28 protein-coding genes are annotated in these 26,954 nt (G+C 40.4%); 20 read left to right on the forward strand and 8 right to left on the reverse strand.

The annotated features are described in order from the left end of the window. Positions 1-9: 9 nt before the first annotated feature. Positions 10-207, forward strand: coding sequence for a hypothetical protein (locus WA1_RS60015; protein ID WP_017741703.1), 198 nt, complete (start codon positions 10-12; stop codon positions 205-207). 156 nt (positions 208-363) lie between these two features. Here the strand turns inward: WA1_RS60015 and WA1_RS20340 are convergent. Beyond that, positions 364-1,840 (reverse strand): IS5 family transposase gene (locus WA1_RS20340; protein WP_148662971.1). Its coding sequence is split into 2 segments (ribosomal slippage): positions 364-1,665 and positions 1,667-1,840, totalling 1,476 coding nucleotides; the frame shifts between segments, so codons are not numbered across the junction. A gap of 285 nt (positions 1,841-2,125) precedes the next feature. Between WA1_RS20340 and WA1_RS20345 the strand changes: the two genes are divergently transcribed. From WA1_RS20345 to WA1_RS20375, 8 genes are all read left to right on the forward strand, one after another. Then, the gene (locus tag WA1_RS20345) at positions 2,126-2,554 is read left to right on the forward strand and encodes an ATPase (protein ID WP_017741702.1); all 429 of its coding nucleotides are present in this window, start codon (positions 2,126-2,128) and stop codon (positions 2,552-2,554) included. After that, positions 2,547-2,723 (forward strand): hypothetical protein, encoded by a 177-nt coding sequence (locus WA1_RS58150; RefSeq protein WP_017741701.1) that lies wholly within the window; start codon positions 2,547-2,549, stop codon positions 2,721-2,723. Before WA1_RS20345 ends, WA1_RS58150 begins: the two co-directional genes overlap by 8 nt. Positions 2,724-2,849: 126 nt before the next feature. Further along, positions 2,850-3,875: an ABC transporter permease gene (locus tag WA1_RS20350; RefSeq protein WP_017741700.1), complete on the forward strand. Its 1,026-nt coding sequence runs from the start codon at positions 2,850-2,852 to the stop codon at positions 3,873-3,875. Between the two features lie 74 nt (positions 3,876-3,949). Further along, positions 3,950-4,879: an ABC transporter permease gene (locus WA1_RS20355; protein ID WP_017741699.1), complete on the forward strand. Its 930-nt coding sequence runs from the start codon at positions 3,950-3,952 to the stop codon at positions 4,877-4,879. Between the two features lie 72 nt (positions 4,880-4,951). Continuing rightward, positions 4,952-5,392, forward strand: coding sequence for an NUDIX hydrolase (locus WA1_RS20360; protein WP_017741698.1), 441 nt, complete (start codon positions 4,952-4,954; stop codon positions 5,390-5,392). 62 nt (positions 5,393-5,454) lie between these two features. Further along, positions 5,455-6,573 (forward strand): AI-2E family transporter, encoded by a 1,119-nt coding sequence (locus tag WA1_RS20365; protein WP_017741697.1) that lies wholly within the window; start codon positions 5,455-5,457, stop codon positions 6,571-6,573. Positions 6,574-6,604: 31 nt separating this feature from the next. Next, positions 6,605-7,789, forward strand: a complete 1,185-nt coding sequence (locus tag WA1_RS20370) for an AAA family ATPase (protein ID WP_017741696.1) — start codon at positions 6,605-6,607, stop codon at positions 7,787-7,789. Further along, entirely contained in the window at positions 7,783-8,430 is a 648-nt protein-coding gene (locus WA1_RS20375; RefSeq protein WP_017741695.1) for a DUF4276 family protein, read from the forward strand. The genes WA1_RS20370 and WA1_RS20375 overlap by 7 nt, the downstream gene beginning before the upstream one ends. A 206-nt stretch (positions 8,431-8,636) precedes the next feature. On the opposite strand, the gene WA1_RS60020 is transcribed toward WA1_RS20375, so the two are convergent. Further along, on the reverse strand, positions 8,637-8,768 hold the full coding sequence (locus WA1_RS60020) for a hypothetical protein (protein WP_017741694.1): 132 nt from the start codon (positions 8,766-8,768) through the stop codon (positions 8,637-8,639). 28 nt (positions 8,769-8,796) lie between these two features. Here WA1_RS60020 and WA1_RS20380 point away from each other — a divergent pair, with 28 nt between their 5' ends. Together WA1_RS20380 and WA1_RS60025 are read left to right on the forward strand one after the other, a co-directional pair. Further along, positions 8,797-10,323, forward strand: coding sequence for a tetratricopeptide repeat protein (locus WA1_RS20380; RefSeq protein ID WP_017741693.1), 1,527 nt, complete (start codon positions 8,797-8,799; stop codon positions 10,321-10,323). A gap of 144 nt (positions 10,324-10,467) precedes the next feature. Next, positions 10,468-10,623 carry a hypothetical protein gene (locus tag WA1_RS60025; RefSeq protein ID WP_272819185.1) on the forward strand — a complete coding sequence of 52 codons (156 nt, stop codon included), beginning with the start codon at positions 10,468-10,470 and terminating at the stop codon, positions 10,621-10,623. A gap of 105 nt (positions 10,624-10,728) precedes the next feature. Here WA1_RS60025 and WA1_RS20385 read toward each other — a convergent pair whose 3' ends face one another. Next, the gene (locus WA1_RS20385; RefSeq protein WP_017741692.1) at positions 10,729-11,709 is read right to left on the reverse strand and encodes an NAD(P)/FAD-dependent oxidoreductase; all 981 of its coding nucleotides are present in this window, start codon (positions 11,707-11,709) and stop codon (positions 10,729-10,731) included. A gap of 311 nt (positions 11,710-12,020) precedes the next feature. Here WA1_RS20385 and WA1_RS20390 point away from each other — a divergent pair, with 311 nt between their 5' ends. The 5 genes from WA1_RS20390 to WA1_RS20410 all read left to right on the forward strand — a co-directional run bounded on the left by WA1_RS20390 (position 12,021) and on the right by WA1_RS20410 (position 16,348). Further along, complete coding sequence (locus WA1_RS20390; protein ID WP_017741691.1) at positions 12,021-12,239, forward strand: hypothetical protein; 219 nt, start codon at positions 12,021-12,023, stop codon at positions 12,237-12,239. Then, positions 12,239-12,427, forward strand: coding sequence for a PIN domain-containing protein (locus WA1_RS20395; protein ID WP_017741690.1), 189 nt, complete (start codon positions 12,239-12,241; stop codon positions 12,425-12,427). Before WA1_RS20390 ends, WA1_RS20395 begins: the two co-directional genes overlap by 1 nt. 155 nt (positions 12,428-12,582) lie before the next feature. Further along, positions 12,583-15,201: a DNA mismatch repair protein MutS gene (gene mutS / locus WA1_RS20400; protein WP_017741689.1), complete on the forward strand. Its 2,619-nt coding sequence runs from the start codon at positions 12,583-12,585 to the stop codon at positions 15,199-15,201. 264 nt (positions 15,202-15,465) lie between these two features. Further along, the gene (locus WA1_RS20405) at positions 15,466-15,933 is read left to right on the forward strand and encodes a Panacea domain-containing protein (protein ID WP_272819186.1); all 468 of its coding nucleotides are present in this window, start codon (positions 15,466-15,468) and stop codon (positions 15,931-15,933) included. Continuing rightward, positions 15,926-16,348, forward strand: coding sequence for a hypothetical protein (locus WA1_RS20410; RefSeq protein ID WP_017741687.1), 423 nt, complete (start codon positions 15,926-15,928; stop codon positions 16,346-16,348). Before WA1_RS20405 ends, WA1_RS20410 begins: the two co-directional genes overlap by 8 nt. A gap of 84 nt (positions 16,349-16,432) precedes the next feature. On the opposite strand, the gene WA1_RS20415 is transcribed toward WA1_RS20410, so the two are convergent. Then, entirely contained in the window at positions 16,433-16,765 is a 333-nt protein-coding gene (locus WA1_RS20415; RefSeq protein WP_017741686.1) for a DUF4351 domain-containing protein, read from the reverse strand. 487 nt (positions 16,766-17,252) lie between these two features. Here WA1_RS20415 and WA1_RS20420 point away from each other — a divergent pair, with 487 nt between their 5' ends. Continuing rightward, entirely contained in the window at positions 17,253-17,444 is a 192-nt protein-coding gene (locus tag WA1_RS20420) for a hypothetical protein (protein ID WP_017741685.1), read from the forward strand. Positions 17,445-18,284: 840 nt separating this feature from the next. Here WA1_RS20420 and WA1_RS20425 read toward each other — a convergent pair. The 4 genes from WA1_RS20425 to WA1_RS20435 all read right to left on the reverse strand — a co-directional run bounded on the left by WA1_RS20425 (position 18,285) and on the right by WA1_RS20435 (position 25,612). After that, positions 18,285-18,518, reverse strand: coding sequence for a hypothetical protein (locus WA1_RS20425; RefSeq protein ID WP_017741683.1), 234 nt, complete (start codon positions 18,516-18,518; stop codon positions 18,285-18,287). Positions 18,519-18,766: 248 nt separating this feature from the next. Then, the gene (locus WA1_RS20430) at positions 18,767-24,319 is read right to left on the reverse strand and encodes a translocation/assembly module TamB domain-containing protein (protein WP_017741682.1); all 5,553 of its coding nucleotides are present in this window, start codon (positions 24,317-24,319) and stop codon (positions 18,767-18,769) included. 225 nt (positions 24,320-24,544) lie between these two features. Then, entirely contained in the window at positions 24,545-24,718 is a 174-nt protein-coding gene (locus tag WA1_RS52970; RefSeq protein ID WP_017741681.1) for a type II toxin-antitoxin system TacA family antitoxin, read from the reverse strand. A gap of 36 nt (positions 24,719-24,754) precedes the next feature. Then, entirely contained in the window at positions 24,755-25,612 is an 858-nt protein-coding gene (locus WA1_RS20435; RefSeq protein ID WP_017741680.1) for a hypothetical protein, read from the reverse strand. 46 nt (positions 25,613-25,658) lie between these two features. On the opposite strand from WA1_RS20435, the gene relB reads away from it, so the two are divergent. The 3 genes from relB to WA1_RS20450 are packed head-to-tail and all read left to right on the forward strand — an operon-like array spanning position 25,659 to position 26,830. Further along, positions 25,659-25,871, forward strand: a complete 213-nt coding sequence (relB, locus tag WA1_RS20440; protein ID WP_017741679.1) for a type II toxin-antitoxin system RelB family antitoxin — start codon at positions 25,659-25,661, stop codon at positions 25,869-25,871. Beyond that, positions 25,858-26,064, forward strand: a complete 207-nt coding sequence (locus tag WA1_RS20445; RefSeq protein ID WP_017741678.1) for a type II toxin-antitoxin system RelE family toxin — start codon at positions 25,858-25,860, stop codon at positions 26,062-26,064. The genes relB and WA1_RS20445 overlap by 14 nt, the downstream gene beginning before the upstream one ends. 31 nt (positions 26,065-26,095) lie before the next feature. After that, entirely contained in the window at positions 26,096-26,830 is a 735-nt protein-coding gene (locus tag WA1_RS20450) for a hypothetical protein (protein WP_017741677.1), read from the forward strand. Positions 26,831-26,954 lie beyond the last annotated feature (124 nt).

The raw sequence follows: 26,954 nt of genomic DNA on the forward strand, positions 1-26,954 counted from the left end.
GTAGGAAATATGCCGAGTCTGTACGTGATAGGTGGTGCAAATGGTTCGGGAAAAACCACTGTTGCAATGAATTTGTTACCAAATTTTCTGGAGTGTTTTGAGTACTTGACCGCTCTCTGGGCTAAAGCCACAGAGATTCAAATCGTTATTTCGAGGCAGGCTAAAGCCGTGCCTCTCCGTTTTTTGGATTTGGTATTCCAGAGATAAACTCTGGTAGGCAGGGTCAGCACTGCCCTACAGACCTTGGCTAGGCATAAACCTAGCTGTGCCTCTACTTTTCTAAATAGGGCTTGCTGAAAAAGTCAGAAAACAGCAAGATAAGGATTGATGAGCTGCTCAACAAAAGTCAGTCATAGTTTTAGATTATATATAATTAGGGTAGCTATCATTTTTAATAATAGGAGATAGGAAAAAAGGTGTTGTTTTTAAAAATAGACATAAAAAAGCATAAAATAGCCGTGAAAAGCCAGTAGAAAGATTCATGACTAAAAAAGTAATAGCAATCGCAGTTTGAGAAGTATGAGAAAGTTTAGTCATCACTCTACCGAGGCTAAATCTCCTTTTCCCCTGACCAAATTTTCCCTCAATACAATTACGAATTCTCTCAGATTCTAAAGCCTGTTTCTTTTTTTCTTTACTGACATTGGCTGGAGGCCTTCCTAAAGGAGGACCGCTCATGATAATACCTCTTTCTTGACACCAAGCTCGGTTCTCCCTGGTGCGATAAATTTTATCAACATGAACAGATTCTGGATAATGACCCGTATAATTTTTAAAGGCTTCTATTTGGTCTTTTAAGTCTCCCGATTCATTAAAATTATCCCAACTTATATGGTCTAAAAATACATAGCCATTAAAGCAACTAGCAGACAATTTTGCCCCAAATTCTACGGATTTACCAGCTTTCCCGCGAATAATTGGACGGATATGTGGTTGGGTTAAACTGACAATGCGATCGTCAATACTCTGTTTTTTATTTTCATACAACCAGAGTTGTTGACGATAGACGAATGCCACTACAAGTAACATCTTATATTGTCTAGTACTTAGACGTTCCAGAGTAGCTCCTGACAAAATTAACTTCTCAATGTGAGAGAAGTTTCTTTTAATATATTGAAGTTGTTTTTTAATCGCTTTTCTCCTGTCTTTTTGGGAGACACGACGTTTTTTGGCCACTTCCAGATAATCCTTTCTTGCTCTCTCTCTATATGTTCTGGGTTTTTTCTCCAATTGACCCAAAATCTGTTCGTAAAGTAAGTCTATAATTTTTTCCGTTTGTTTTCTGGCTTGATTGAGTATCTCTAAATCTGTTGGATAGCTGATATCACTTGGAGCACAAGTGGCATCTATTATTAATTTTCCCCGATTTTTAGGTGTATCACCTTCTTTTTCTATTTCTTCGGTTTTTTTTTCAGTTGGTTGAGAAGATATTGTCTCTAACATCTTCTTCCCCATTTTTTGATTCACTTTGTTGACTAGCTCGGCACTGATTCTTTCCCGAAAATGTACTAACATTGATGCATCAAATGGAGGTTCATTACTATACGATGACATCCCTATAAAATACTGTAGATAAGGATTTTCTTTAATTTGTTCTACTGTTTCTCTATCACTTATTCCTAGTTTTTCTTTAATTATTAATGCTCCTAATGCCATCCGATTCATATTTTGCAGGTGCTCCCATCTGTGCAGAGAAATATGAGGAATATTCCTCTTCAAATTCTGCCCAAGGAACGAAAGAAGCCATGATTACCCAACGATTATCTTCTGATAGCTTGCCCTCGAACGGGAGTTCAAAGTTTTCGGCTGAGATTGAAGTTTGTCCTTGTTTTTGATACATGGTTACTAACAGCATACTTGATGCTGCTGAGCGCGGTGATGCAAGGATTTTTGACTATTCTACCCTTAACTCTCGCACCTGAATATACTTCTAGTTTGTGAGAATCTAAATACTGTCTCCTTCTCTTCCTTTTTCAGCAAGCCCTAAGGTAGAAGCCCCTCAATTTATTGATGGAAAAGTAAGATTTTGTTCTTGCCATTTCAAATCCCCTCAATTTATTGATGGGGATACAACTTCGGTCTTCCCTCTTCCTTCTTACGAGCGTTAACTCTCAATCCAGAATCCATGGCTATTGAAGCAGGAAGGTTGATGATTCAAAGATTGCGATCGCTATCAGATTCCGGTAGAGATTTTGCTTTTGAAACAACTCTTGCAGCGAAAACGTTTGCACAATTTATTGTTAATTGTAGAGCAAAAGGTTACACAATTAACCTAATTTATTTTTGGCTGCAAAGCCCTGACTTAGCAGTAGAAAGAGTAGCGAGGCGAATTGCTAGCGGCGGACACTCTATTCCAGAAGATGTCATTCGCAGGCGCTACGAGCGAGGACGGAAAAATTTAGTTTCTTTGTACTTGCCTTTATGGGATCGCTGGATCGTTTACGATAATTCTAGAGTAGATGTTAGATTAGTAGCCGAGTACACTATAAATCAGAAACTTGTTCTTTATCAAAGAGACATCTGGAATCAAATTAGAGGAGAGTACAATGGCTGAGCATGAATCAGAGCTTTTATCCAAAAAAATTGATGCTGGAGTCAAAGCTGCAATTGCTGAAGCGATTGAAAGACACCGTAAGTTAGGTCAATCGATTAGTATTATGCAAAATGGTAAAGTTGTGACTTTAACTGCTGAGGAAATCCCCTCAACTTCAATATCAAAATAGCTCGGTCAATTATCAGTCTTATACCAATTAAAAAAATGGTGGCGACAGATAGGTGGGTAAAATCAATTCCAAGTGAGGCTTTTTCAATCCAAAATCTAAAATCCAAAATCCAAAATCCAAAATGGTATGTCCAATGACAAACGACTAATTTTATCCCCTATCATTGCGATCGCAGCATCATTGCTGGTTAGTGCAATTCTTATTCTAATTGCTGGGGCAAATCCTATTGCTGCTTACACGGCTTTGTTTCAGGAGTCTCTCTCAACATACTTTGGGTTTGGCAACACGCTGACTAAAATGGCACCACTGTTGTTAACAAGTTTGGGGGTGTTAGTAGCTCTACGTGCCGGTCAGTTTAATATTGGTGGAGAAGGGCAAATTTATCTGGGTGCTTTAGGAAGTGCTTTGGTAGGGTTGTACGTTACAGGATTACCTTCATGGATTCATATTCCTTTAGCACTGACTGCTGGGTTTTTGTTTGCGGCAATTTGGGGTTTGATACCAGGTTATCTTAAGGCTGTGCAAGGAGTTAATGAGGTGATCTCGACTCTACTGTTGAACTACATTGCTTTTAACTTTATTAGTTACCTCGTACAAAATCCTCTAAAGGCACCCGATGCACCTAGTCCCTATTCGCCAGAAATTGCTCAATCTGCTTACTTACCTATAATCCTACCAGACAGTCTTGCTCATGCAGGAATTTTACTTGCGTTACTGGTTGCAGGGATTGTTTGGATATTATTGGTGCTGTCACCTCTAGGTTATCAAATTGCTGCTGTGGGATTTAATCCTGTTGCTTCCCGTTACAGTGGTATTTCTGTAGAACGCACAATTATGCTAGTTATGGCACTAGCAGGTGGTTTAGCAGGGTTAGCAGGTGCAATTGAGGTGATGGGAGCAAAGTATCGCCTGTATGAGGTAGTTTCCCCCGGTTATGGATTTGATGCGATCGCCATAGCATTCCTCAGTCGTGGTAGTGTAACAGGTGTTGTGTTCACTTCTCTCTTCTTCGGTGCTTTAAGAAGTGGTGCGAATGTGATGCAGCGTAGCGCTGGAGTTCCCGTAACTGTGGTTTATGTCATTCAAGGTTTGACCGTGTTATTTATTGCTGTTAGTCTGGCAATAGAAGGAAAAATTAGGATTAAGAGTTAGTTGATAGTTGATAGTTGATAGTTGATAGTTGTTGGTTGCTAACCACTAACCACTAACCACTAACCACTAACAAAATGATTAACTTTTTTTCAGATTATCTAGTGTCTAGCCTTCGCCTTTCAGTACCTCTTGCATTTGCGGCGTTAGGAGGGCTGTTCTCAGAAAGGTCGGGGGTATTGAATATTGCTTTAGAAGGAATGTTGTTAATTGGTGCTTTTACGGCTGCTGCCGCAACTTTTTACACTGGTAATGTCTGGATTGGTGTCATTGCTGCGATCTGTTTTGGCGGATTGACTGGATTACTTCATGCTTTTTTATCTGTGACTTTACAAGTGAATCAGTTAGTTTCTGGACTAGCAATCAATCTTGTTGCTTCTGGATTAACATCATTTCTGTCTCGATTGGTATTTGGTGGTGGAAATGCCCAAAGTATTGTAGGAATTAACCCAATTATCGTTCCTATTCTTGCAGATATTCCAGTTATCGGAGCTTTACTTTTCCGACAAGATGTTCTGGTCTACTTACTATTTCTTTTAGTGTTTTTAAGTACATATATACTGTTTCACACTAGCCCTGGTCTAACCTTACGAGCTGTTGGCGAATACCCTAGTGCTGCTGATACATCTGGAATTTCAGTACAACAGGTACGTTACCTGGCTGTCATAACGGGCGGTTGTCTGGCGGGGTTGGGCGGTGCTTATTTAAGTTTAGTGCAAGTCAAATACTTTGCTGAAGGAATGAGTTCGGGCAAAGGTTTTATTGCCATTGCAGCACTTATCTTTGGTCGGTGGAATCCTGTAGGAACAGCTTTAGCTTGTTTGTTATTCGGCGCAACTGAAGCTTTACAATTGCGAATTCAAGCATTGGGTGCAAAACTTCCCTATCAGTTTTTGATTATGCTACCATATGCGGTTGCACTCTTTGCGCTCATGGGGAAAAAGAGCAAATCTACTCCTCCTGCTGCTTTGGGCGTACCTTATTGGAGATCATCCAATGACCAGTGACCAGTGACCAGTGACCAGTGACCAGTGACCAGTGACCAGTGACCACTAACTACTAACTACTAACTACTAACCATGCAAGTACAAGTTGCGATCGCGATACTTTACCGAGAAAATAAGTTTCTCATGCAGTTGCGGGATAACAAACCCAATCTTCTCTATCCGGGACACTGGGCGTTTTTTGGCGGACATATGGAACCGGGCGAAACTCCAGAGGAAGCAGTACAGCGAGAAATTTTTGAGGAAATAGGTTACACTTTACCACCAACCTTTTCCAAGTTCGGCTGCTATTCTGATGAAATAGCTCTTCGTCACGTTTTCCATGCACCGCTATTAGTAGAATTAGATCGATTAGTTTTGAATGAAGGTTGGGACATGGGTTTAGTAGCGCCAGAATACGTTCAGCAAGGGAGTTGCTATTCAGCAGTTGCAGGAGAAATCAGACCATTTGGAGCAGTCCATCGACGTATTCTGTTAGATTTTATGAGAGAACCCATGCTCATAGCTAATACCTAATTCTTAACTCCCATTAGCAATTAGCCATTAGCAATTAGCCATTAGCAATTAGCAAATAATTAATGACTACAAACAAACTACCACAATGGTTAAGTCTGGGCTTAGCATTTCCCCTCGCTATACTCAACGCTTGGGTATTGCTTCAGGTTGTACAGTATTTCCAACCCCTAGTGAGTATTCTTGTCGCCGCCCTCTTGCTAGCTTTTGTTTTAGATTATCCAATTCGGTTTTTCCAAAAACGAGGCATAAATCGCAACTTTGCTATTGTCAGTGTCTTGCTGTTAGCTGTCGTAATTGTTGGGGCTTTGGCTGTTACCTTGGTTCCCTTGATTCTGGAACAGCTCAACGAACTAGTGAATTTTTTGCCCAATTGGATTGATTCTGGAACGCAACAAATTCAAGCTTTTCAATCCTGGATTGCCACCCAAGCCGCCACCCAGGAACTACCATTTAACTTAAGTAGTTTAGTCACTCAATTATTGGATAGATTTTCCAACCAACTTCAGTCCATCACAGGCCAAATTCTTGGTTTTGCAGTAGATACTATTGGTAGTTTGGTGAATGTATTGCTGACAGTAGTTATCACCATCTATCTAATACTCAACGGAGAAAAGCTTTGGGATGGAATTTTTCAATGGTTTCCTCCTTATGTTAGCTCACCAATACGGCAATTATTACGTGAGGACTTCCAAAATTATTTCATTGGTCAAGCCATCTTAGGTGCATTGTTAGCGCTGACACTTATACTCATATTTTTGGCGCTGCGAATTCCCCTGGCTTTACTTTTTGGGATTGGAATTGGGTTTTTCTCCCTCTTTCCTTTTGGTACAGGTATAGGGATTGCAATAGTCACTCTATTAATTGGATTACAAAATTTTTGGTTGGGTGTAGAAGTTTTAGCTGTTGCTGTACTTGTGGATCAAATTAATACTAATTTTGTGGCTCCTCGAATTTTAGGGAATTTAACTGGCTTAAACCCCGTTTGGGTTGTTATTTCCTTATTAGTAGGCGCAAAACTTGGAGGATTATTAGGTTTGTTGGTTGCTATACCCATAGCTAGTTTTATCAAAGATGTAGCAGATAGCTGGCGTGATGGAGGTTTTAGAGTTCCACTTGCTGAGGATGCCTCAAGTGATGGTGTTACTTCTGGAAAAACGGCAAATGTGGTTTTGGAACGATAACTTTAGGTGTTGAATAATCGAGGGGATTTAGATGGAAGGTAAAAGATTTATCCGCAGCCTGCAATTAGAAAACCTCTTATCTTATGGAAGTGAAGCGGAAGACATTGAATTACAACCATTGAATGTATTAATTGGTTCTAATGCATCTGGTAAATCGAATTTAATTGAAGCACTGAATATTTTAAGGGCTACACCCACAGACTTACTAGTTCCATTTCGTCAAGGAGGAGGTATTAGTGAGTTTTTTTGGAAAGGGGATAAAGGCGTTCCTGTCGCTAAAATACAAGTTACTGTTGATTACCCGAATCAACCTTTATCCTATAGATTAATGTTTACTGTAGCTGGTCGAAGACTAGAAGTCATAGAAGAAGAAATAGAAAATGAATATTCATCTTTTAACGAAAAGAATAATGATTTTTACTATCGTTATCAAAACGGTCACCCAGTTTTAAAAGTAAAATCAGATAACTCGGTACAACAGATACGACGGTCTATAGTACCAGAAGGACTCATTATAGATCAGTCAATTTTATCACAAAGAAAAGAGCCAGATTTGTATCCTGAACTTTCCTATTTAAGCTATAAATTTTCTAGTATAGGAATTTATCGAGAATGGGATTTAGGACAACAATCAGAAATACGTAAACCTCAAAAGACTGATTTAGTAGAACATCCTCTTTTTGAAGATGCAAGTAATCTTGGTTTGTTTCTAAATAACTTACAATACAAGTTAGGCAATAGACAAGTTATAGACCAAATTAAGAAATTTTACGAGATGGCAGAAGAACTTAATATAAAAGTATACGGTGGTACGGCACAAATATTTATCCGTGAGGAAGGGCTTACGCAACCAATTCCCGCAAACCGTTTATCTGATGGTACATTACGATATTTATTTTTAATGGCTTTACTTCTCGATCCTGCTCCACCACCTCTTATTTGTATTGAAGAACCAGAAATAGGTCTACATCCAGATATTCTACCTACAATTGCGGAAATGCTTATTGAAGCATCTCAAAGAACACAACTGATTGTAACAACTCATTCTGATGCTTTGGTTTCTGCAATTCCACCCAAATCAGTGTTGGTTTGTGAAAGAGATGACAAAGGAAGTCATTTACGCCGCCTTGAACCAGAAAGATTGAAAAGTTGGTTGGAAAATTATACTCTCGGTGACTTGTGGCGAATGGGCGAAATCGGAGGAACTCGATGGTAAAGGAGATCCGTATTTACATTGAAGGTGGTGGCGATGGAAAAAATACAAAAGCTTTGATTCGTGAAGGCTTTAGCAAATTTTTACAAGAGATTGTGGGATTAGCACGCAGTAAAAAAATCAAATGGGGAATTACTGTTTGTGGTACCCGTAATAACGCGTTTCGCGACTTTAAGAATGCTTTGAAATCTCATCCAGATGCTTTTAATGTGCTGCTTGTTGATGCAGAAGCCCCTGTTAAAAAGTCTCCTTGGGAGCATTTAAAGAATAGAGATAATTGGGAGATACCAGAAATTGACGCTCGCTATTGTCATCTAATGGTTCAAGCAATGGAAGCATGGTTTATGGCTGACATCGATACTCTTAAAAAATTTTACGGACAGGGATTTAAGGAAAATGCAATTCCTAAAAATTCTAATGTGGAAACTATTAATAAAGATAGCTTGGAACCATGCTTAAAAAATGCTACTAGCAATACATCTAAGGGCGAGTATCAAAAAATAAAACACGCCTCCAAGCTTTTAGAATTATTAAATACCAGCAAAGTCCGTAGCGCTTCTCCTCACTGCGATCGCTTTTTCACTGTGCTTATGGAAATGATAGAAACTTCTACTGAGAATAGCAAAAATATTGTTAAGGATTAGGGTTTTTTTTATAGATTTTTTGGCTTGCTTCGGCATAAGCTCTAACGTTTGTTTAATTGATAACCATATAACTGCTACTGGTCCTAATGCTAAATTGAAACGGTCAAAATCAGAGATGCTGCTTTCTCCGGTAAAAAATAAAGCTAAATAAAGCAATCAAAACAGTAACTATAATAACAAGCATACAAATAATGTTATTTCTTTAATTAACTTTCATCCTCTTCATCACAAGAGCTAGATGGTGCTTTAGAAGCAGCGTATAATGCTCCTGCAAGCGTCGCTCCTCCCACAATAGTTCCTAATTTTTCTTTTAAAACTTTTTCAGAAAACTTACGCATTCACCTAAAATCAGGACTAAAACTTGGATTGAAATTAGGGATTCTTTCTGTACTATTTTTAGTACTGACTCTTGTTGTGTTAAATAGTTATTATGGATTAATTAGTCTTGTGCTAAATCATTACAATGGACAGATTGTTTCTGGTTTTTTGGTGCTGATTATAATAATAATATTTTTCGGACTGTATTATGGACTAATTATGGGACTAATGAAGGGGCTGGTATATGGATTTTTACGGTCAGATTCAGATATAGAAAACAAAACTGCTCCTAATCAAGGAATTCGCCAATCAATTATTAACAGTGTTCTTGTAATATTAGTATGCTATTTATCATTTATATTAATGCTTTTAATCCTTCAATTACTATCTTTTTTTAGAATAAAATTGACATTACTTGTCTTACAGAATACAAGTAATCAAAATAACAATTTAGAGAAATATTTAATCTCTGGTTGGCAGCCAATATTATTTGGGGGAATATATTTTGCAACACTTCTTGGAATACGTATAAGTGGAATTTCTGCCATTAAACATTTCGTTGTGCGTATAATTCTCTGGTCTAATGGTTGTGCTCCTTGGAATTATGCTAAGTTTCTCAACTACTGCACTAATCGCTTATTTCTGCAACGAGTCGGTGGTAGTTATCGATTTATGCACGATCTATTGCGTCAGCACTTTGCCAATTCCTATGCTCAAAACGAAAAACGCTATGAAGAAGCGCTGACATCTTTTGATAAAGCAATTCAATTAAATTCTAAGCCTGCTTGGGCTTGGGGTCGGCAAGGTAGGTCACTACTGAAATTAAAACGTTATGAAGAAGCGCTGGTATCTTTCGATAAAGCAATTCAATTAAATTCTAAAAACGCTTGGGCTTGGGGTCATCAAGGTTGGTTACTACTGGAATTAGAACGTTATGAAGAAGCGCTGGTGTCTTTCGATAAAGCAATTCAATTAGATTCTAAAGACGCTTGGGCTTGGTATCAGCAAGGTTGGTTACTACTGAAATTAGAACGTTACGAAGAAGCGCTGATATCTTTCGATAAAGCAATTCAATTAGATTCTAAAGACGCTTGGGCTTGGGGTAAACAAGGTAGGTCACTACTGAAATTAGAACGTTACGAAGAAGCGCTGGTATCTTTCGATAAAGCAATTCAATTAGATTCTAAAGACGCTTGGGCTTGGGGTCAGCAAGGTAGGTTACTACTGGAATTAGAACGTTACGAAGAAGCGCTGGTATCTTTCGATAAAGCAATTCAATTAGATTCTAAAGACGCTTGGGCTTGGGGTCAGCAAGGCTTGGTATTACATAAATTAGAACGTTATGAAGAAGCACTGATATCTTTCGATAAAGCAATTAAATTAGATTCTAAAAACGATCTGGCTTTATATAACCTATCTTGCAGTTATGCAATTCAAGGAAATATTGAACTGACGATTGATAACTTACAACGTGCAATTGAATTAAACACTAATTGGAAAGAATCAGCGAAAACTGACTATGATTTTGCTAATATTAGAGAGCATGAACTATTTAAAAAATTAGTAGATAAGTAACAGAATGGCAGTGAATATATAATTTATGATTTTGGCTTGGAAGAGATAAAAGAAATAGTTGCTGGGGAAGCAATTTTATTAAATCAGAATATTCAGAAGGCAGAGGGCAGAAGGAACCCACACTTAAAAGAGTGGGATTGAAGCTTGGACGCTGTTTTTCTGCACTTCGTGCCGCTGCGCGAACGTGCTATGCATCTCGAAAAACATCTTTTTTTTAAATGGGCTTTAAACCAAATGCCCGTGAACGATCGCACTCAAGCAGTGATTGTTGCCGTTAAACGAGGCATTGTTAGTTTGTAAGCTAATTGTACTAGTAGTCTCTAATCCACTCAGAACCTATGGATGCTAGAACGTTAACTGGCATAAGCAGAGGATTTGAACATCAGTCGGATAAAAGGTTGTCCTTTATTTTTGTACCGGACGTTTAGCTCCGAGTGCTCGGCGCAAATCTCGCCAGATTTGAGTAGCAGCTAATGCCCCGTCCGCAGCAGCAACTACAACTTGATTGAGTCCGACTTTGAGATCGCCGATCGCAAAGATGCGAGGATGGGAAGTACGTGCCATTTGATCGGTGATCAAATTGCCGCCCTGCTTTTCTAGATTGAACTTCTCTAGATAATTAGCGTGATACTTCGATCCCATTGAAATCAATCCAGCATCTAGCCCTATCACCCTGCCATCTTCTAGTTCCACTCCGCTCATTTGATGGTCTTCACCTAGGAATTGCTTGATTGGGGTTTCAACCAACTGATAGCCGTTCTCTTGTAATTTCTGACGCAACTCATCTGCGACTTCAAACAGTCCCTGAGTGAACAACGTGATATAAGGGGTAAACCAACCGAGTGGAAAAACTACTTCCGCATTGCTAAGACTGTTGGCAAATACTCCCACTTTTTTATCTGCCATTTCATAACCATCACAAATTAAACAGACGTGCAGATTATAGCCTGCATAGTCATACACATTTCGCATATTGTCTAACTCGGGTAAGTAGTCAATAATGCCACTGGCAGCAACCAGGTACTTCGAGCGGAACGTCTGATAGATACTGTCGTGTCTACCAATTTTAACACGTATAGCAAAAGTTTCTCCCTCATCTACGATGTCCTCTACAAAGCCATCAAGTATATCACCGCCGAGCGAGAGGTAGTGTTCCTTACCTTGCCGCAGCAAAGATCGCCCTGGGGTATCCGGGGGCAATCCGAGATAGTTATGGAGTTCTTGCATCCAGAAGGAACGGGCTTTGCCTTTGTCGATAATCAAACTCGAAAGAAGATAGCGTTGCAGGTAAATGCCAACAGACAACCCACCTGCTCCACCTCCGACCACAATCACGTCATAATCATTCGCAGCACGTTCTGAGAGATTTTGCTTTGTCAGTTTCATAGATTATGTAGCCTTTTTCAGTTCATCTGCGCCCTTGGGTGCGTTCATCTGTGGTTAATTAAATATTCTGTACCTCACGAAACTGTATTTTCATATATTCAATATAGGCAATTAATTTTGGTTCACCATTCACTTTAAGTTAAAAATTTTGCACAATAAAGTGATTTATAAATCAGTTTATCTTAATATCGGAGTCAGGCTCAAACTAAAGTTAGAATCCAAATTTAAACCTGAAATTGTAACCCGTTTCTCCCTGCCCCTGCTCCTTTGCTTATAATTGAGGTGGAATAGATTCAGGTAGGAGAGGATTAATGACATTGCAAGAATTGCAAAAACAGGCACTGCAATTATCGATTAGCGAACGTTGGCAACTGATGCAAACCTTGATGGAATCCCTACAGCAGGAAACGCGTCCAGTACAGAAAGGCAACCTATCTCGGTTACGGGGTATTGCAAAAGGTTCTGACGTATCAGATAATAAAAATACTGAAGGTGATTATACCACCTATCTCACTCAGAAGTACCAGTAATGCGGCTTCTAAATTTCCAAGATTTTGAGGATGCAGTGCAGTATGCTTGTGGAATGGCGCATGGGGTTGATGCAATTGTAACTCGTGATGTGTCTGGTTTTGTAAGTGCAGGTATTCCAGTAATGTCACCTGAAGAATTAGAGAACATATTAGCCAGTAAACTACCCCCACTAAACGACTCGCTTTAGCATCGCCATAGTGGGAGCTTTACAGACGGAAGAATATTTTTTTAATAGAAGAAACTCATCAAAGCGGTTAACAAAGCTTAAACAATTTGTGAGTATCCCTAACATCACGTTATCATCGGATATTGGCAGGCAGCCTTGTGTATTGGTAGATATTCATGACCGCTTCTCACTCTACACCCCAAACAACTGAACCCAGTAACCCGAATGAGCCAATCGGCGACTACCGTATGGTAGATCGCAGCAAACTCAGCAAGATGTACCAGCACTACGTGGAGGTGAAGGAAAAGTATCCTCATGCTCTACTGCTGTATCGGGTAGGAGATTTTTTTGAAACATTTTTTCAAGATGCTGTTGTTGTATCCAGAGAACTGGAACTGGTTCTGACTAGCAAACACGGAGGAGAAGTCGGTAGGGTACGCATGACGGGTGTTCCTCATCATGCATGGGAACGGTACACGACTCTGTTAGTAGAAAAGGGATATGCTGTTGTTATTTGCGATCAGGTAGAAGATGCTTCGGAAGCAGTCGGTTTAGTCCGTCGTGAGGTGACGCGCATTCTGACCCCCGGTACATTGTTGGAAGAAGGAATGCTTCAGTCAAGCCGGAATAACTACTTGGCGGCTGTGGTGATTGCAGGTGACTATTGGGGTTTGGCTTATGCAGATATTTCCACAGGTGAATTCTTAACCACTCAAGGTAGCAATTCAGAGCATTTGACACAAGAACTCATGCGCTTGCAACCTGCTGAAGTGCTCGTTCCCACTAACGCACCAGATTTAAGAAGTTTATTGCGTCCGGGAGAAAGATCGGAACATTTACCAGAGTGTTTGCCTCCATCTTTTTGTTATAGCTTGCGATCGCAAATTCCTTTTTCCCAAGGCGAAGCCAGAGCCAGATTGTTGCAAAAATTCAAAGTTCGTTCTTTGGAAGGATTGGGTTGCGAACACCTTGCGCTTGCTGTGCGTGCGGCGGGAGGGTTGCTGGAATATTTAGAAGAGACGCAAAAAGAAAACTCGATCCCCCTACAAACGCTACGGACTTACACTCTCACCGACTTTTTGATTATTGACCATCAAACAAGGCGCAACCTGGAAATTACCCAAACTGTACGTGATGGCACTTTTATTGGTTCTCTTCTTTGGGCGTTAGATAAAACTTCTACACCAATGGGGAGTCGTGCTTTACGGCGATGGTTGTTGCAACCACTGCTTGAGATTAAAGGTATTCGAGCAAGACAAGACACAATTCAAGAACTTGTTGATAACAATTCCCTGCGCCAAGATCTGCGACAGTTATTGCGTCAAATTTATGATATAGAACGACTCACGGGACGTGCTGGTTCTGGTACTGCTAATGCTAGAGATTTACTCGCTTTAGCTGATTCCCTATCTCGTTTACCTCAAATAGCGAATTTGGTTGCTAGTACGCGGTCCCCCTTCCTGAAAGCTTTGCAAAAAGTGCCACCAGGAATGGAAGAGTTAGCACAAAACATTCGCATTCATATCGTGGAGTCACCACCTTTACATATTAAGGAAGGGGGATTGATTCGTTCTGGAGTTGATGCTCTATTAGATGAACGACGTGCCATTGTTGAAGATGACCAGAAATGGATTGCAAATTTGGAAGTTGATGAACGCGCAAGAACGGGAGTTTCCAATTTAAAGGTAGGATTTAACAAAACTTTTGGTTACTACATTGGAATTTCTCGTACAAAAGCCGACCAAGTACCATCGAATTATATTCGCAAGCAAACGCTGGTTAATGAAGAACGCTATATCACTCCAGAGTTGAAGGAACGGGAAGCCAGAATTCTAACAGCACGGGATGATTTGAACCAGTTAGAGTATGAGATTTTTGTGGCGTTGCGAGAAGAGGTAGGTACGCAAGCGGAAGTCATTCGTAATATTTCTCGTGCAATAGCAGCAGCAGATGTTTTGTGTGGGTTGGCTGAGTTAGCAATCTATCAGGGTTATTGTCGTCCGTCCATGGTGGAAGGGCGAGAAATTACAATTATTGATGGGCGTCATCCTGTCGTGGAAAAGTCTTTGCCTTCAGGTTTCTTTGTGCCTAATTCTACTCAATTAGGGAGTAGGGAATTGGGAGTAGGGAGTAGTGAAAAGGAAAATTCCCCCGACTCCCCACTCCCTACACCCCACTCCCCAGATTTAGTGATCCTCACCGGACCAAATGCAAGTGGCAAAAGTTGTTACCTCAGACAGGTGGGATTAATTCAACTTATGGCGCAAATCGGAAGCTTTGTACCAGCACGGGAAGCACAATTGGGGGTGTGCGATCGCATTTTCACTCGTGTCGGTGCGGTCGATGATTTGGCAACGGGTCAATCTACTTTTATGGTGGAGATGAATGAGACAGCAAATATTCTCAACCATGCAACATCAAAATCATTAGTGCTGTTAGATGAAATTGGTAGGGGAACAGCGACTTTTGATGGTCTTTCTATTGCTTGGGCTGTCGCAGAATACTTGGCAGAGGAAATTCGCTCGCGGACAATTTTTGCAACACACTACCATGAATTGAACGAATTAGCTTCGTTATTGCCAAACGTTGCTAATTATCAGGTAACAGTCAAAGAATTACCAGATCAAATTATCTTTTTGCACCAAGTTCAACCGGGAGGTGCTGATAAATCTTATGGTATTGAAGCCGGAAGATTGGCAGGTTTACCAAAAGTAGTTATTCAACGAGCAAGACAAGTTATGGGGCAGATTGAAAAGCACAGTAAAATTGCACTAGGGTTACAAAACTTGGAATAAAGGTCTTGGCGATTAGAAATCGCGACTATACAAGCAAAACCCACCTACGTGGGTTTCAAAACCTTAATTTCTTGTTAGTCCGTGCAGGCGGACGAGCGTTTGTGTAGCCCCAGAATTCTATACGTTGTCCTGCCTCATTTTATAGTACAATAGTATTTATTTGGAAATGTGGAGATTGTAAAAAGCTTTTAAAGAAAAACTTCACAAACAATGAAAATAATGTTCTTTACGGTGTTTACAGAAATAGATACTAACAAAATTAAAATGTGCAAGGAAACACGAATGATTAGCTGTCATGATGTTGCAAAATATTTTCTAGCTCAAACTGACGAAGAAGCTGGGGATTTAATTTCTAATCTTAAGCTTCAAAAATTAGTCTACTACGCTCAAGGGTTTCACTTGGCGTTGTATGATGAACCCCTATTTGCTGAACCTATAGAGGCGTGGACACATGGTCCAGTTGTGCCTGAACTATATCACGCATACAAACATTATGCTTCAGGTGCGATTCCTATTCCTGACGATATTGATTTTTCAAAATATGATAAGCAAACTCGTGACCTACTAGACGAGGTTTACTGTGTTTACGGACAGTTTTCTGCATGGAAATTGCGAAATATGACCCATGATGAAGAACCTTGGAAAGATGCATATAAAGGCAATATGGTTATAGATCATCAAGCTATGAAACAATACTTTAAAACTCAGCTTGTAAATGGCTCGAATGAGTAACAGGAAAAAATTTAAACAACCACCAAAGGAGCGAGGGAAAAATTTAGGAACTCCACCTGACAAAACAGAGATACCTCCAGAACAACTACCTCCTATATTTTCTCTACGTTACCTAGACGGTGAATATTGTTTAACTAAATGTGACAAAGATGACCAAGCTGCCTTTGCTCTTAAAATTCATAGGTTAAGTAAGTTAACTTGGAGCCAAATACAGTCTCAAGACAGGCACAAACTAGGTTACGAAAGAATTTCCAGAGATTCGCTTAAAGTACCAATTCCTAGATTTATTACTGAAGATGTGAATCTTATTGCTTTTCGGTTCTCTGGGATGAAACCAATGGTGGGCTATCGTGATGGTTGTGTCTTTTACATTATCTGGCTAGATAAAAATTTTACTCTTTATGACCATGGTTAAAATATTATAGCAATTTTCAGATTAATGGACTACATGAAGTGAGGCAGGCAAGGAGTGCGATCGCTCTTGCCTCTTACGAGTAAACTACTGTTGCGACAACCAATTAGTTAAATCAGAAACTTGATTAAAATCGAGTAATGCCTCACCTAATGCTTCCAATTGTTCAACTGATAGCTCACGCAAACGGTCAATCAGTGTGTCATCAAGATTACCTAAACGACGATTAAGTAGGCGTGTAGCAAATGTAAACGCTTCTTCCTGCTTGCCTTTCTCAATACCGATGCGCTCGAAAGATGTGACATATTTCATGCGTTGTTCTGCCTCAAGTTGTTCTACTTCAAGTTTAAACTCGGCTTCCAAATTTGGAGCCAAATAAACTGTAACCAAATTGCGATGGATACCAATTTGGATTGTCATCACCCAGTACCGCTATTGAAATTTAATTAAAACCAGTGAAATAGAGGCTTTAAACCGGGAAACGCAGCGAGTGGCGTCTTGGCGGTTCGATAAATCAAGGTTTCTAGCAATTTTTGCGTAATTCCTGAATTTTATAATTGGATATTTTACATATAGTAGTAGATTTGTTTTCAATGTCAATGCCCACTAGAATGTTTACTGATAAAACTGTTTTTCAGCAAGAGTTTTAGACATGGGAAATGGACATTAGTCAAGGCATTTTTTCTAATTCTCTGTTTTTAATTGCCACTAATGATTATTAACAGTGATTTTTCTAGCAGTGAATGCTCAGTTCAGTTATCTCTACCCTTTGGCAAGCCGCTTTTAAAATCCTTGCGACTGAATCTTCGCTTATATAGGGAATTCTTGTACTGTTACTTTCTTGTTACTTTTAACCCTTAATTTGAAAATCAGCAAGAGTTGCACATTAAATTGGAATACATTCAACATGGCTAAGATTACAATTTCTCAACTGCATACTGTTGATTCTGCTTCTATCCAAGAGTTGACAAATGCTGAGATTGATACCACAAAAGGTGGACTTGTACCCCTTCCTGCTGAACTGTTTGGCGGTACATTAGAGAGTCTTCAGAAATACCTGTCTGACGGAGTACTAAAAAGCCTAGGCTTGGGTGTATAAGTACTTTTCACTCAGGTTCTTACAAATCAAAGTAAGGCAGTGTATTTCGGATAATTAAGCGATTGTTAACCCGCTTTTCTTTACGAGAGCGGTTTTTTTTGAGAGCATTTCTTATAAATTATTGATTCACGAGAAATCAAGGATGCTATCAGGGCATATGGGGGATAGTGTAGTTGTTGTTTGCGTTTACATACTTATAATAATTTGGGTATTGCATAAAACAATTATGAAAAAATCATGAGAAAAACCTTATGTTTTTCCTTCTTCCTTCTTTCCTCTTCCTTCTTCCTTATTTCGGTCAAAATTACCAGTTAAAAAAATAGAAAAAACAGTACTCAGTGTATCTAGGTACTGTTTTTGACAAATCGTATGGTAGAGAAAGGAAAACCCTTCTTTTACAAATCTCAATATAAAATATGCGTATGAAAAGAAAATGAACAAGCAATGAGGAAATTTTCATTTGTCGAAATAAAAAAGTGAAGCATTCCCCAAGCATTCCCTGCTGAGAAAAAAGTGAAACTATTCCGGGTTACTAGACTATGATAGTTGTAGGTGGGGAATGTGGGAGAAAAGTGAAACCACTAATGTCTCAACAATATTTTAATCTAACAGGTGAAAAAAATGCGCCTGATATAGCAATCCTATTTGATTTGTGAAAATTCACAGTGTTCAGATCCTCAACTTCTTTGAGAAGTCGGGGATCTAACTTTTCAGTCAATGATTTGTAAGAAATTGCCCCAGACAAAACCCGCTTTCTAAAATAAAGCGGGTTTGATATTGGCTTACTTATCCAAAGTGTACTACCTCACTCTGATTTGTAAGAACTTGAGTGAAAAGCACTTATGCCATGCCTATGCTTCTTGGCAAACCCTCAGTCACATATAGCTGAGCACTGGAAGCTGCACTACTTACAGTATCCAATGCAAAACCACTAACACCGAAAGCAAAGCCGAAAATATCAACCGGAAGGGGCGGTAAGAGTCCACCCTTTGTGGCATCAATCTCAGCATTTGTTAACTCTTTGATAGAGGCAGTATCAGCAGTCTGTAGTTGAGAAATTGTAATCTTAGCCATGTTGAAATGTACTCCAAGCTTTGGTTATTTTTCTTTGGGATTTGATAAATGTCTTTTCTCGTCCCATTCCTCTAATCTGTTACTGACTCTTTAATTCCGGGTCTTCGATCATTTCATAATGGAAAAAAATCCCTTAGTTACATGAAACAATAATGAAAAAAAATGAGAAAAACTTCATGATATGCCTACCATAGCTTTAGAAGAACCGCACTCACTTATCTGCGTCCATCAGCGTTCATCTGCGGTTCTTAAAACCGCGTTTCATACTCCACTTCCAATCGACTTTCATCTTCCAAATCCGTTGAACCTCGCACGAGAGTATTGTCATTCACCCGGTAAAGCACGTTGTAACGGAAAGGCTCATTAGTTAAGAAAACCCTAGATAGCGAAACAGAGAACCCTCTACTAATATCAAAGACACCTTCCGCAGCCAAACCCAACACAGAAGGCTTCGATGCTTCATTACCAATATTTGTAGGAAATATACGAAATTCACTAAATCCGATCGCTTGTCCTAACGCACTAATACTTCCTTGCAGTCCCCCCAACACCGTAGAACCCGCAAAGGTCGCAATTCCCAACGCAGTATCTGATTGACCCAATGTATTAATAATCGAGCCACCTAATAATGCAATAATTTCTGGTTCGCTGCGACGGGGTTCGCTCGTTAATACCAAATTATCAGATAATTGACTGGCTGGTCCTTCAACTCTCGCTTGAACGCGTACTGTTCTTAAAGTCCCAATACTTGTTGAAGGAACGTCACTAATCTCCGAAGAAATGAGAGGAGAAGTCAAAATTCTGCTTCCACGGGCTTCCGGTACAAAAGCAATCATCCGGACATCTAGAATCGGGTCTAGTTCCCGACTGGGAATAAACTGTGCTGTGTGTTCGTAACCCCGCAGTAAAGTAAACTGAGTTGTAAATAAATTAACCTGCCCACCTGTGAGACTAATGGTTCCTTCAGGTACGGGTTTTGCTAAAGTGCCATTGATAGTCAGGTCTCCCTTGGCAACAAAGCTCAGTATCGATTGCGTTGGGTCTGCTACAGAAGGTATAAAACTACCAAAAAGGGGTTGCGTGGTGACACGAACATCATCGCCTAAAACCAGTCGTAAATTTGTAAACTCGATAGGAGAATCGGTAAGTGCGGGCGCAGCACGACCTGATGAACCACCTGTATTTTGGGCTGTTGTAGCGGCTGAGACTGCATTACCTTTTGTACGACCACCTTGTGGAGTGTCCGTCGCTTCTTGTTGTCCTATCCTGACTTGACCATCACTTAAAAGAATTTCACCACTGATGTCGGGGTTCAATACAGTTCCCCCAATGACAGCCTCACCACTGACACCACCTTGATACAGATTCTGAACACTCACATCAAGATTTTCCAGAGATACTTTGAGGGGATTTGTTGCTGCTTGCTGTTCAGCTTGTTGGCTTGCAAAGATGGGAATAATTCCCTCAGCCGTCAAACTACCTTGATTGTATTGCCCTTGAATGCCTTGGACATCTACCCTATTCCCGTTAAATTCTAGTGTTCCCGTCACACCAGTTAATGGATCTTGTAGAACTTGTGCTTGAAAAGTTGCATTATTAACTGTGGCAGTTCCTGTAATAGTTGGTTGGGTTAAAGTACCCCCAATCTCTACGTTGACTTGTCCTTGACCGTCTACCCAAGTGACTAGATCGGTAAATACGTTTAACAGCGCTAATCCTCCATCTTGAACGTTAGCCGTGACGTTAATGAGGTCGCTCTCTGGTTGTACGGAAGCAAAAGGCAAAGGAACAGGTACGCTACCTTGCGCTTCAAGGGGTTGCGTTCCTGTAATCAATAGGCTACTGGCAAAATTCAAACGCGCATTGTCATAGTTGAAGTTGAGTTGTCCTGTTTGCACTGGTTGCTGGTTTAAAGTTGCATTTTCTAATGTCACTTCTCCTATAGCACTGGGGTCTTTTAAACTACCTGCAAGAGTTGCGATCGCATCCACTTGACCCGTAACATCTATGGGAAACCTTTCTATAAAAGGTTGCAATAAAGATATTGGGAAATCAGCAACACGCAGTTGTCCCGATAGTTCTTCAGTTCCTAACTGTCCTGTAAATGCCAGCAGACCTTCACCCAAATCTACGCGTACTGGTATCAATGTCACGATTCCATCTGCAAACGTGCCTTGGGCAATAACTTCTTCTAATTTATACTCTCCCCATTGCCAGTTAGCACCTTGAAAATTGAAACTAGCGTTCAATCCCGACTGTAAGGAACCAGCAACCTCAATTTGTCCGTTCAAAGCACCTTGTAATTCTGCAAGCGTGGGCAAAGTTTGAGTTTCCTGACGCTGTTGTTGTTCTTTTGCAAGCATTGCTTCAATTTCCGCAAAACGGCGTAATTGCGTTAACAAATCTGCGTCAGGTAAACTCACAGGTGTTGTTTGAAGAACTTCCGCCCCTGCTAATTCGGGAATTTCCACTCCAGAAGCAAAGTCTTGGAAATCAAAAATATTAGCTGCTTGTAAGACTCTTTGGATATTCAGTTGCTCAAAATTAGCTTGAGCTTGGAATTGGGGATTATTACCAGTTTCTACATTACCACTCACTGCGATCGCACTGTCACCAATCCGCAACTGTCCGTTGTTTAAAGATGCACTCCCATTGGCATAACTAATACTTCCTTCAAACGAATCTGCTGCAACTCTACCAGCTTGAGGTTTAGCGATCGCCACGTCTCCTACAACAGCAAACTCCTCTAAGTTAACTGCTAAATCTCCAGATATCTCCCCAGATAGGGGTTTTAAATTTAAATTGTTGTCAGGTGCAAAACCTTCCAAAAGAGCCACGGGAAAACTTTGGACGTTAAGGAGGAGATTGTCTCCTTCCGTTCTCCCTGTTGCGACAGCGTTATCTAAACGAACAAGAAATGACACTGGGCGATAATTTGAATTCAAACTAACAGCAATTCGATCTTGCTGACCCGCAAGTTGTAGTTCTCCACCTTCTCCTCCCTGAAAATTGACTCTTCCAGTTAATACGGGGTCGAACGCCACACGATTCACCTTCAAACCCCGCAACTGAATATTTCCTTGAGCATTGGGAGTCTCTGGAGTACCCCTCACTTGTCCTCGAAAATCCAACAACCCTGCTAGCGCCACATTACCGGGAAGGTTTACAGGAATTTGTTGTAAGTTATAACCCCGTGCAAGCACATCCAGATTAAACCCAGAGACTTGAGGCGTTCCCTCTGACGGTAATTGAAGAGCTATTATACCAGATGCACTCAGTCCGGGAGCAGTTGCGCGTTCGATCGCAATTTGTTGTCCGTTCCATTGAACTTGCGCTGTCAGTGGTTTTTCGAGAACAGCTAATTGAGAAAACTGTACTTGACCTGCGGCGCGAATATCTGCGAGTTGAAAAGACTGCGTTGTTCCTGCAACTCGTAGATTGGAACCGAGCCGTCCTTTTAGCTGTTCGGAAAATTGATTGAGTTGAACTTGAGTTGCATTTGCCACCGCTTGCCAACGCCCGTTGTTGAGGCTAATATTTCTAACATTAACCGTACCTCCTGCAACATTACGCAAAGTTGCTTGTCCCGTCGCTTGAATAGTTTCGGGTTGGAAAGATGCAGTTGTTCCCGCCAAGTTTAACTGACTGCTTAAAACTCCTCGTTGAACTTGCTGTGGGACTTGAGCAAAACGGCGCAATTGAATTCCTTGTGCATCAACAAATGCTTGCCAACGACCTTGTGTCAGCTGACCTCTTGCTCTGATTGTACTGCCAGCTATGTTGGCTATAGCATCTCGAAGGAGAATATTTTCTCCCTGTTGGGAGATGACAGCTTGACCAATTGTGGGATAAGTGGCGGTTGGTGCTTGGATTTGGGCGAGGGCTTGTAAGTTACCCAGAGTTCCAGTCACTTTGGCATCTGCGGAAACATTGCCAATGGTAATCTCTGGTGAAGTGTTGTAAGCTTTAGCAATGGCGTCTCCTGGAAGATTGTTTGCTTCCACGTTCAATAAGACTCTACCTTGGGGTGCTAGTTGAACTTGACCGTTGGCTGCGATTTGTCCTCCCACTTCTGGTGTTGCTAGAACTTTGGAAACATTGACTGATAAGGGTTGACCGAGAGTACCCGTGACTGTGGCATTAGCAGAAATACCACCAATGTTGATGGGAACTGATAAACCGTAACCTTGTGCGATCGCATTTCCTGACAAACCTTGTGCTTGAATATTTAACGCTACGTTCCCTTGAGGAATCAGTTGAATTTGACCATCAGCATTAATTTTCCCTCCTGCGGCTGGAGTCGCCTGAATGTTGGATAAGTTAACAGTCAGGGGGGGTTGTTTGTCCAAGGAACCAGTCACTTGGGCATTTCCCGAAACATTGCCTACAGTAATGGGAGTTGTAAAACCGTAAGCCTTTGCGATCGCATCTGCTGAAATACCTTCTGCTTGTAGGTTAACCTTGACATCACTCGCCTTTCCAAGTTTTACTTCACCTTTCCCCACAATTTGTCCCCCTGCAGCAGGAACCAATCGCAAGTTAGAAATGTTAAGTTGAGAAGCTGCTTCTGATATACTCAGTTGGAAGCCAGTTGCGATCGCATTAAACAGCACGCGATCGACCGTTACTGGTTTTATAGCACTCGCCGTTCCACTCAGGGTTGGTTGTTTGATAGGTCCAGTCAACTGAATGTTGGCTTGAAAATCTCCAGCAACAGGAACTGGTAAGCTAGTATTGAGGGTATCTAAAGCATTTTTGGCACTGACTGACTTAACTTGCGCCGCAACGTTAAATCCTTTTTGGAGATCGACGGTTCCATTTGCTACCAAGGGCGCTTTGCCATAGTTTGCTGTCAGCTTCTCCAAAGAAATCTGTTCTCCCTGAAATGTCAATCTCCCAGTCGCATTAGTAAACTTTTGGGGAACGTTTTGAATTTTGGCTGTCACTTGATAAACGTTAGCTGTTCCTGTTACAGAAATTTCTGGAGATGACTGTTGTAATTGAACTGTCAAGTCACCATCCACACGACCTGCTTGTAAAACAGTTGGCAACTCAATTAATCTGCTCAAGTCAGTTGCTTGAAAATTCTGGGCTTTTACCTTCAGGTTAGTTTGTAGCGATTTTATTTGAGTTGTTCCATCTAGTTGAACCGTACCTCCCCTGGTAGGCTGAGCACTCACTTCATAATTAACAAGTTGATTTTGAGACTGAATTCGAGCTATGCCATTGACTCGGTCTAGCGTTACTGAACCCTTAGGTTTGATCGCTCTAGGTGTTGGGTCTAAGACGACATCACCATCTTGAATCCGAAGTGTTTCCAAGTCAGTTTGAATAAAACCGCTTCCTTCCCCGGCTTTTAGTTGAGTTGTTACCCAGTTTGCCTGCTTGTCCTGTTGGATGTAAACATCAGGTTGAATCAGCGTCACATTAAGGCTCAGTGTTCGCGTAAACAGGAGTCGTAGGGGAGAAAAATCGACTTCTACAGCTTTTGCTGCTACTCTGTCCGGATCTGTAGAAGTTGCTGGTACTGATAGCGCACCAAATCTTAGACTAGTTAGGGAAAAACGCTCTACTTTCCCTATTTGTATGGGTCTTCCCAACAATTGTTCGAGATTCGTTTGAACCAGAGGCGCTAATTCTTGGTAGACGAAGTTCCTTACCCACCAAGCACCTGTACCAATTCCAATCAGCAGAATGACACCTAGTACAAGACCAGTACGCCCTAATAAAAGGAAGCCCAAACGAGGATTGCGAGGGCTAGAAGGCTCCTGTTCATTTTCTGAATTGGGAGGACGCGTCATAAGCCTTTACCAGAATCGTTTGCTGAATTTATTGACTATTCTCTATGATTTCATAAAAGTACATACTTTGGTTGACTGTTTTGTTTTTTATAGTGAGTGCGAATACACCACGCGCTCTACAAATATAGCGGGAAGCGAAGTTAAATAGATATCTATCCTGTAAAGAAATAAGAGAAAATACTACTATTGAAGTAGCTGCTCTCTATCTTAAGGTGAGGAATTGGTTCAACAATTTTTTGCTTCTTTCAATGCTGCTTGAACCATAAACTGATTCAAGGTAGCACCAGACAATTCTGCAAATCTTGTCAGAATTTCTTGAACGCTCACAGGAATTCTTGCTGTTACCCGGACTGTATTCTCGTGCCTGTTAGGCATATGCAATAAAATACGATATTCCATAATTATAACTGAACGGTGTCATTTTGGCACCATTGATTATAAAATGCCAGCTTCAGTCAATGCTTGCTTCAACGCATCAAATATATTCAAACGCTCAGCCCATTCTGTCAAATATATGTAATTCAGATTTCCACTTTGTAACTTCAGTATTCCCAGCACATCGCGCCATTGCTTTTCCGAACGGCTTCCTCTTCCGCATAGAAACTTTTGTAAAATCAAGTCTTCTGGTGAAGCTATCCAAAATTGTTGCATTCCTTCTACGTCTAATAATATTCTGCGGGACATTTGAGAAATGGCAAATGGTGAGGAGTTATCCATCACAATTAGATCGGCATTAGCGATCGTTTCCATGTGAGTGATGTTGAGAGTTTTTTCTCGTTCTTGCTTCATATCTTCTACCGCCCCCGCAGGACAGTAATACCCAGCTACTTCTAGTGTCTGTACTAAAAGGTCAATCTGGCTGACTTGAATCTGAATAACCAAATCCAAATCTCTAGTAGAACGTGCTTCTCCGTGGATTGAGCTTGCAACGCCGCCACTAATATAGTAAGGAATGTTTATTGACTCAAGTAGTAGGTGAAGTGTACCTGCTAATGTAATAGAGTCTTGAATCCACATTGTTTCATCACTGCTTGTTGGCTTAAAATCAGGAGAAAATTTCTCTGCTAGGACAGCACGGGCAAAGAGTAGGCGGATTTTTTCAAGTTGAGCATTCCGGTGTCGCCATTTAATTCCAGTTAAGCACAGTTTTTTCACCCCACGGTCATGGGTAGCGCACAATTCTATTCTTTGTTTAAGCGAAAGTTGCCGTAACTTGTTAAAGAAGTAAACATCGGCTTCAACACTCGTATCTTTAGCTTGCGGTTGGTAACTTGGTTTGACAATGACCGTCATTGTTTGGTTTTTTCTGTAGTTTAATATATTTAAGGAGTAATCAACTATGTCTTCAATTGAATTCTCACAAGAGATAGAAAACCGCCTTAACCATCTTGTTAAAGTAACAGGGCGCTGTAGCGCAGATTATCACCAAGCTATTTTGCAGTACATCGAAGACTTGGAAGATACTTATCTCGCCCTTGAGCGGTTACAAAACCCAGGTCGTCGTTGGACAATGGAAGAAATCAGGAAGGGTAAAGACCTTGTGGACGATTGAATGGGACGACGCCGCACGTAAGGAGTTGCGAAAGCTCGATTACACCGTGCAGGAACAGATTTTGTCTTATCTTGAAAAGAGAATTGCAACAGAAGAAGATCCTCGACGTTTTGGCGAAGGACTGGAAGGGAGTAGGAACTCCAACCAAAAAATCATTTTAGCAGTTGCCTTTAATAGTATTATTGTACTATAAAGAAAAACTAGTCATAAGGTGAGCAAATGTTATGAAGCAGGTAATCAGGCAAATCAAAGAGCGAAGTATGATAGTCCTGGAATCTAAAGGTATCAAATATCATATGTGGAGAATAGATGATTTGGAAGACAACAAACTCAGGGACAATAGCCTCCGAATCGAAGACCCTGATTTTTGGTTTTACCACTCGCTTTTTCGTTCTCAACATGGTAAGGAAGATGAATTAAATTTAGCAGAATTCTTTGTAGTACTAGAGTCAATATTTGGGGAGAGTAGCGATTATTTTGATAAATGGAAAGGCTCATTTAGTTTTCCATTATTACTGGTAGTCGAAAAGAAAACAGGAAGTTTCTTTTACCTAATGCAAATTAGCGACCATAGAGGCTCTGTTTATTTTAGACTGAACAAAATTGTCGAGAATGGCGTGGAAGATAATGAGAACAATAAAGTGTATAAACCTTTTGAAGAAGAGTTTTCCCGAATAGAAATTAATTATTTTTTGAGTTATTTTTACGGTTATCTAATTGGATATTTCGAGGTCTTTAAACGGATTACTCTTACTCAACCATTTTTAAACAGAATTGATTCTAATCTAATTTTCTACGGATATAAAGATAACGATTATTTTGAGGAAGACTGCTATACTCCAGAAGAGTATCAAGCAGGAATTCAATCCTTTGAGGGTAAGTATAGTAAGGTATTAAAACAAAAAAACGTGAATACTCTTTTACAAAATATTATGAATAAGTCTGTTGAAATCACTTGAACTTACTACCTATGCACGCACAACGGTGAGAGAACGTTCTTGATGAGTAGTTGTCACTTAAGTCGCCAAGCCTGACTCCAGGGGTAGTGCGTTGCTACGTCGGTCAAAAATAACTAACCACCAA

The organism is Scytonema hofmannii PCC 7110 (assembly GCF_000346485.2).
Taxonomy (GTDB): Bacteria; Cyanobacteriota; Cyanobacteriia; order Cyanobacteriales; family Nostocaceae; genus Scytonema; species Scytonema hofmannii.

Bases quoted from the DNA above. Each gene is read 5' to 3' on its own strand.
- WA1_RS60020 (WP_017741694.1), bottom strand. From the start codon at position 8,768: ATGCGTAAGTTTTCTGAAAAAGTTTTAAAAGAAAAATTAGGAACTATT.
- WA1_RS20425 (WP_017741683.1), bottom strand. From the start codon at position 18,518: ATGGCTAAGATTACAATTTCTCAACTACAGACTGCTGATACTGCCTCT.
- WA1_RS20375 (WP_017741695.1), top strand. From the start codon at position 7,783: ATGGTAAAGGAGATCCGTATTTACATTGAAGGTGGTGGCGATGGAAAA.
- WA1_RS20350 (WP_017741700.1), top strand. From the start codon at position 2,850: ATGTCCAATGACAAACGACTAATTTTATCCCCTATCATTGCGATCGCA.
- WA1_RS20430 (WP_017741682.1), bottom strand. From the start codon at position 24,319: ATGACGCGTCCTCCCAATTCAGAAAATGAACAGGAGCCTTCTAGCCCT.
- WA1_RS20420 (WP_017741685.1), top strand. From the start codon at position 17,253: ATGGCTAAGATTACAATTTCTCAACTGCATACTGTTGATTCTGCTTCT.
- WA1_RS20360 (WP_017741698.1), top strand. From the start codon at position 4,952: ATGCAAGTACAAGTTGCGATCGCGATACTTTACCGAGAAAATAAGTTT.
- WA1_RS20385 (WP_017741692.1), bottom strand. From the start codon at position 11,709: ATGAAACTGACAAAGCAAAATCTCTCAGAACGTGCTGCGAATGATTAT.
- WA1_RS20370 (WP_017741696.1), top strand. From the start codon at position 6,605: ATGGAAGGTAAAAGATTTATCCGCAGCCTGCAATTAGAAAACCTCTTA.
- WA1_RS20365 (WP_017741697.1), top strand. From the start codon at position 5,455: ATGACTACAAACAAACTACCACAATGGTTAAGTCTGGGCTTAGCATTT.
- mutS (WP_017741689.1), top strand. From the start codon at position 12,583: ATGACCGCTTCTCACTCTACACCCCAAACAACTGAACCCAGTAACCCG.
- relB (WP_017741679.1), top strand. From the start codon at position 25,659: ATGTCTTCAATTGAATTCTCACAAGAGATAGAAAACCGCCTTAACCAT.
- WA1_RS20355 (WP_017741699.1), top strand. From the start codon at position 3,950: ATGATTAACTTTTTTTCAGATTATCTAGTGTCTAGCCTTCGCCTTTCA.
- WA1_RS20345 (WP_017741702.1), top strand. From the start codon at position 2,126: ATGGCTATTGAAGCAGGAAGGTTGATGATTCAAAGATTGCGATCGCTA.
- WA1_RS20405 (WP_272819186.1), top strand. From the start codon at position 15,466: ATGTGCAAGGAAACACGAATGATTAGCTGTCATGATGTTGCAAAATAT.
- WA1_RS60015 (WP_017741703.1), top strand. From the start codon at position 10: ATGCCGAGTCTGTACGTGATAGGTGGTGCAAATGGTTCGGGAAAAACC.
- WA1_RS20435 (WP_017741680.1), bottom strand. From the start codon at position 25,612: ATGACGGTCATTGTCAAACCAAGTTACCAACCGCAAGCTAAAGATACG.
- WA1_RS20410 (WP_017741687.1), top strand. From the start codon at position 15,926: ATGAGTAACAGGAAAAAATTTAAACAACCACCAAAGGAGCGAGGGAAA.
- WA1_RS20450 (WP_017741677.1), top strand. From the start codon at position 26,096: ATGAAGCAGGTAATCAGGCAAATCAAAGAGCGAAGTATGATAGTCCTG.
- WA1_RS20390 (WP_017741691.1), top strand. From the start codon at position 12,021: ATGACATTGCAAGAATTGCAAAAACAGGCACTGCAATTATCGATTAGC.
- WA1_RS20415 (WP_017741686.1), bottom strand. From the start codon at position 16,765: ATGACAATCCAAATTGGTATCCATCGCAATTTGGTTACAGTTTATTTG.
- WA1_RS52970 (WP_017741681.1), bottom strand. From the start codon at position 24,718: ATGGAATATCGTATTTTATTGCATATGCCTAACAGGCACGAGAATACA.
- WA1_RS58150 (WP_017741701.1), top strand. From the start codon at position 2,547: ATGGCTGAGCATGAATCAGAGCTTTTATCCAAAAAAATTGATGCTGGA.
- WA1_RS20395 (WP_017741690.1), top strand. From the start codon at position 12,239: ATGCGGCTTCTAAATTTCCAAGATTTTGAGGATGCAGTGCAGTATGCT.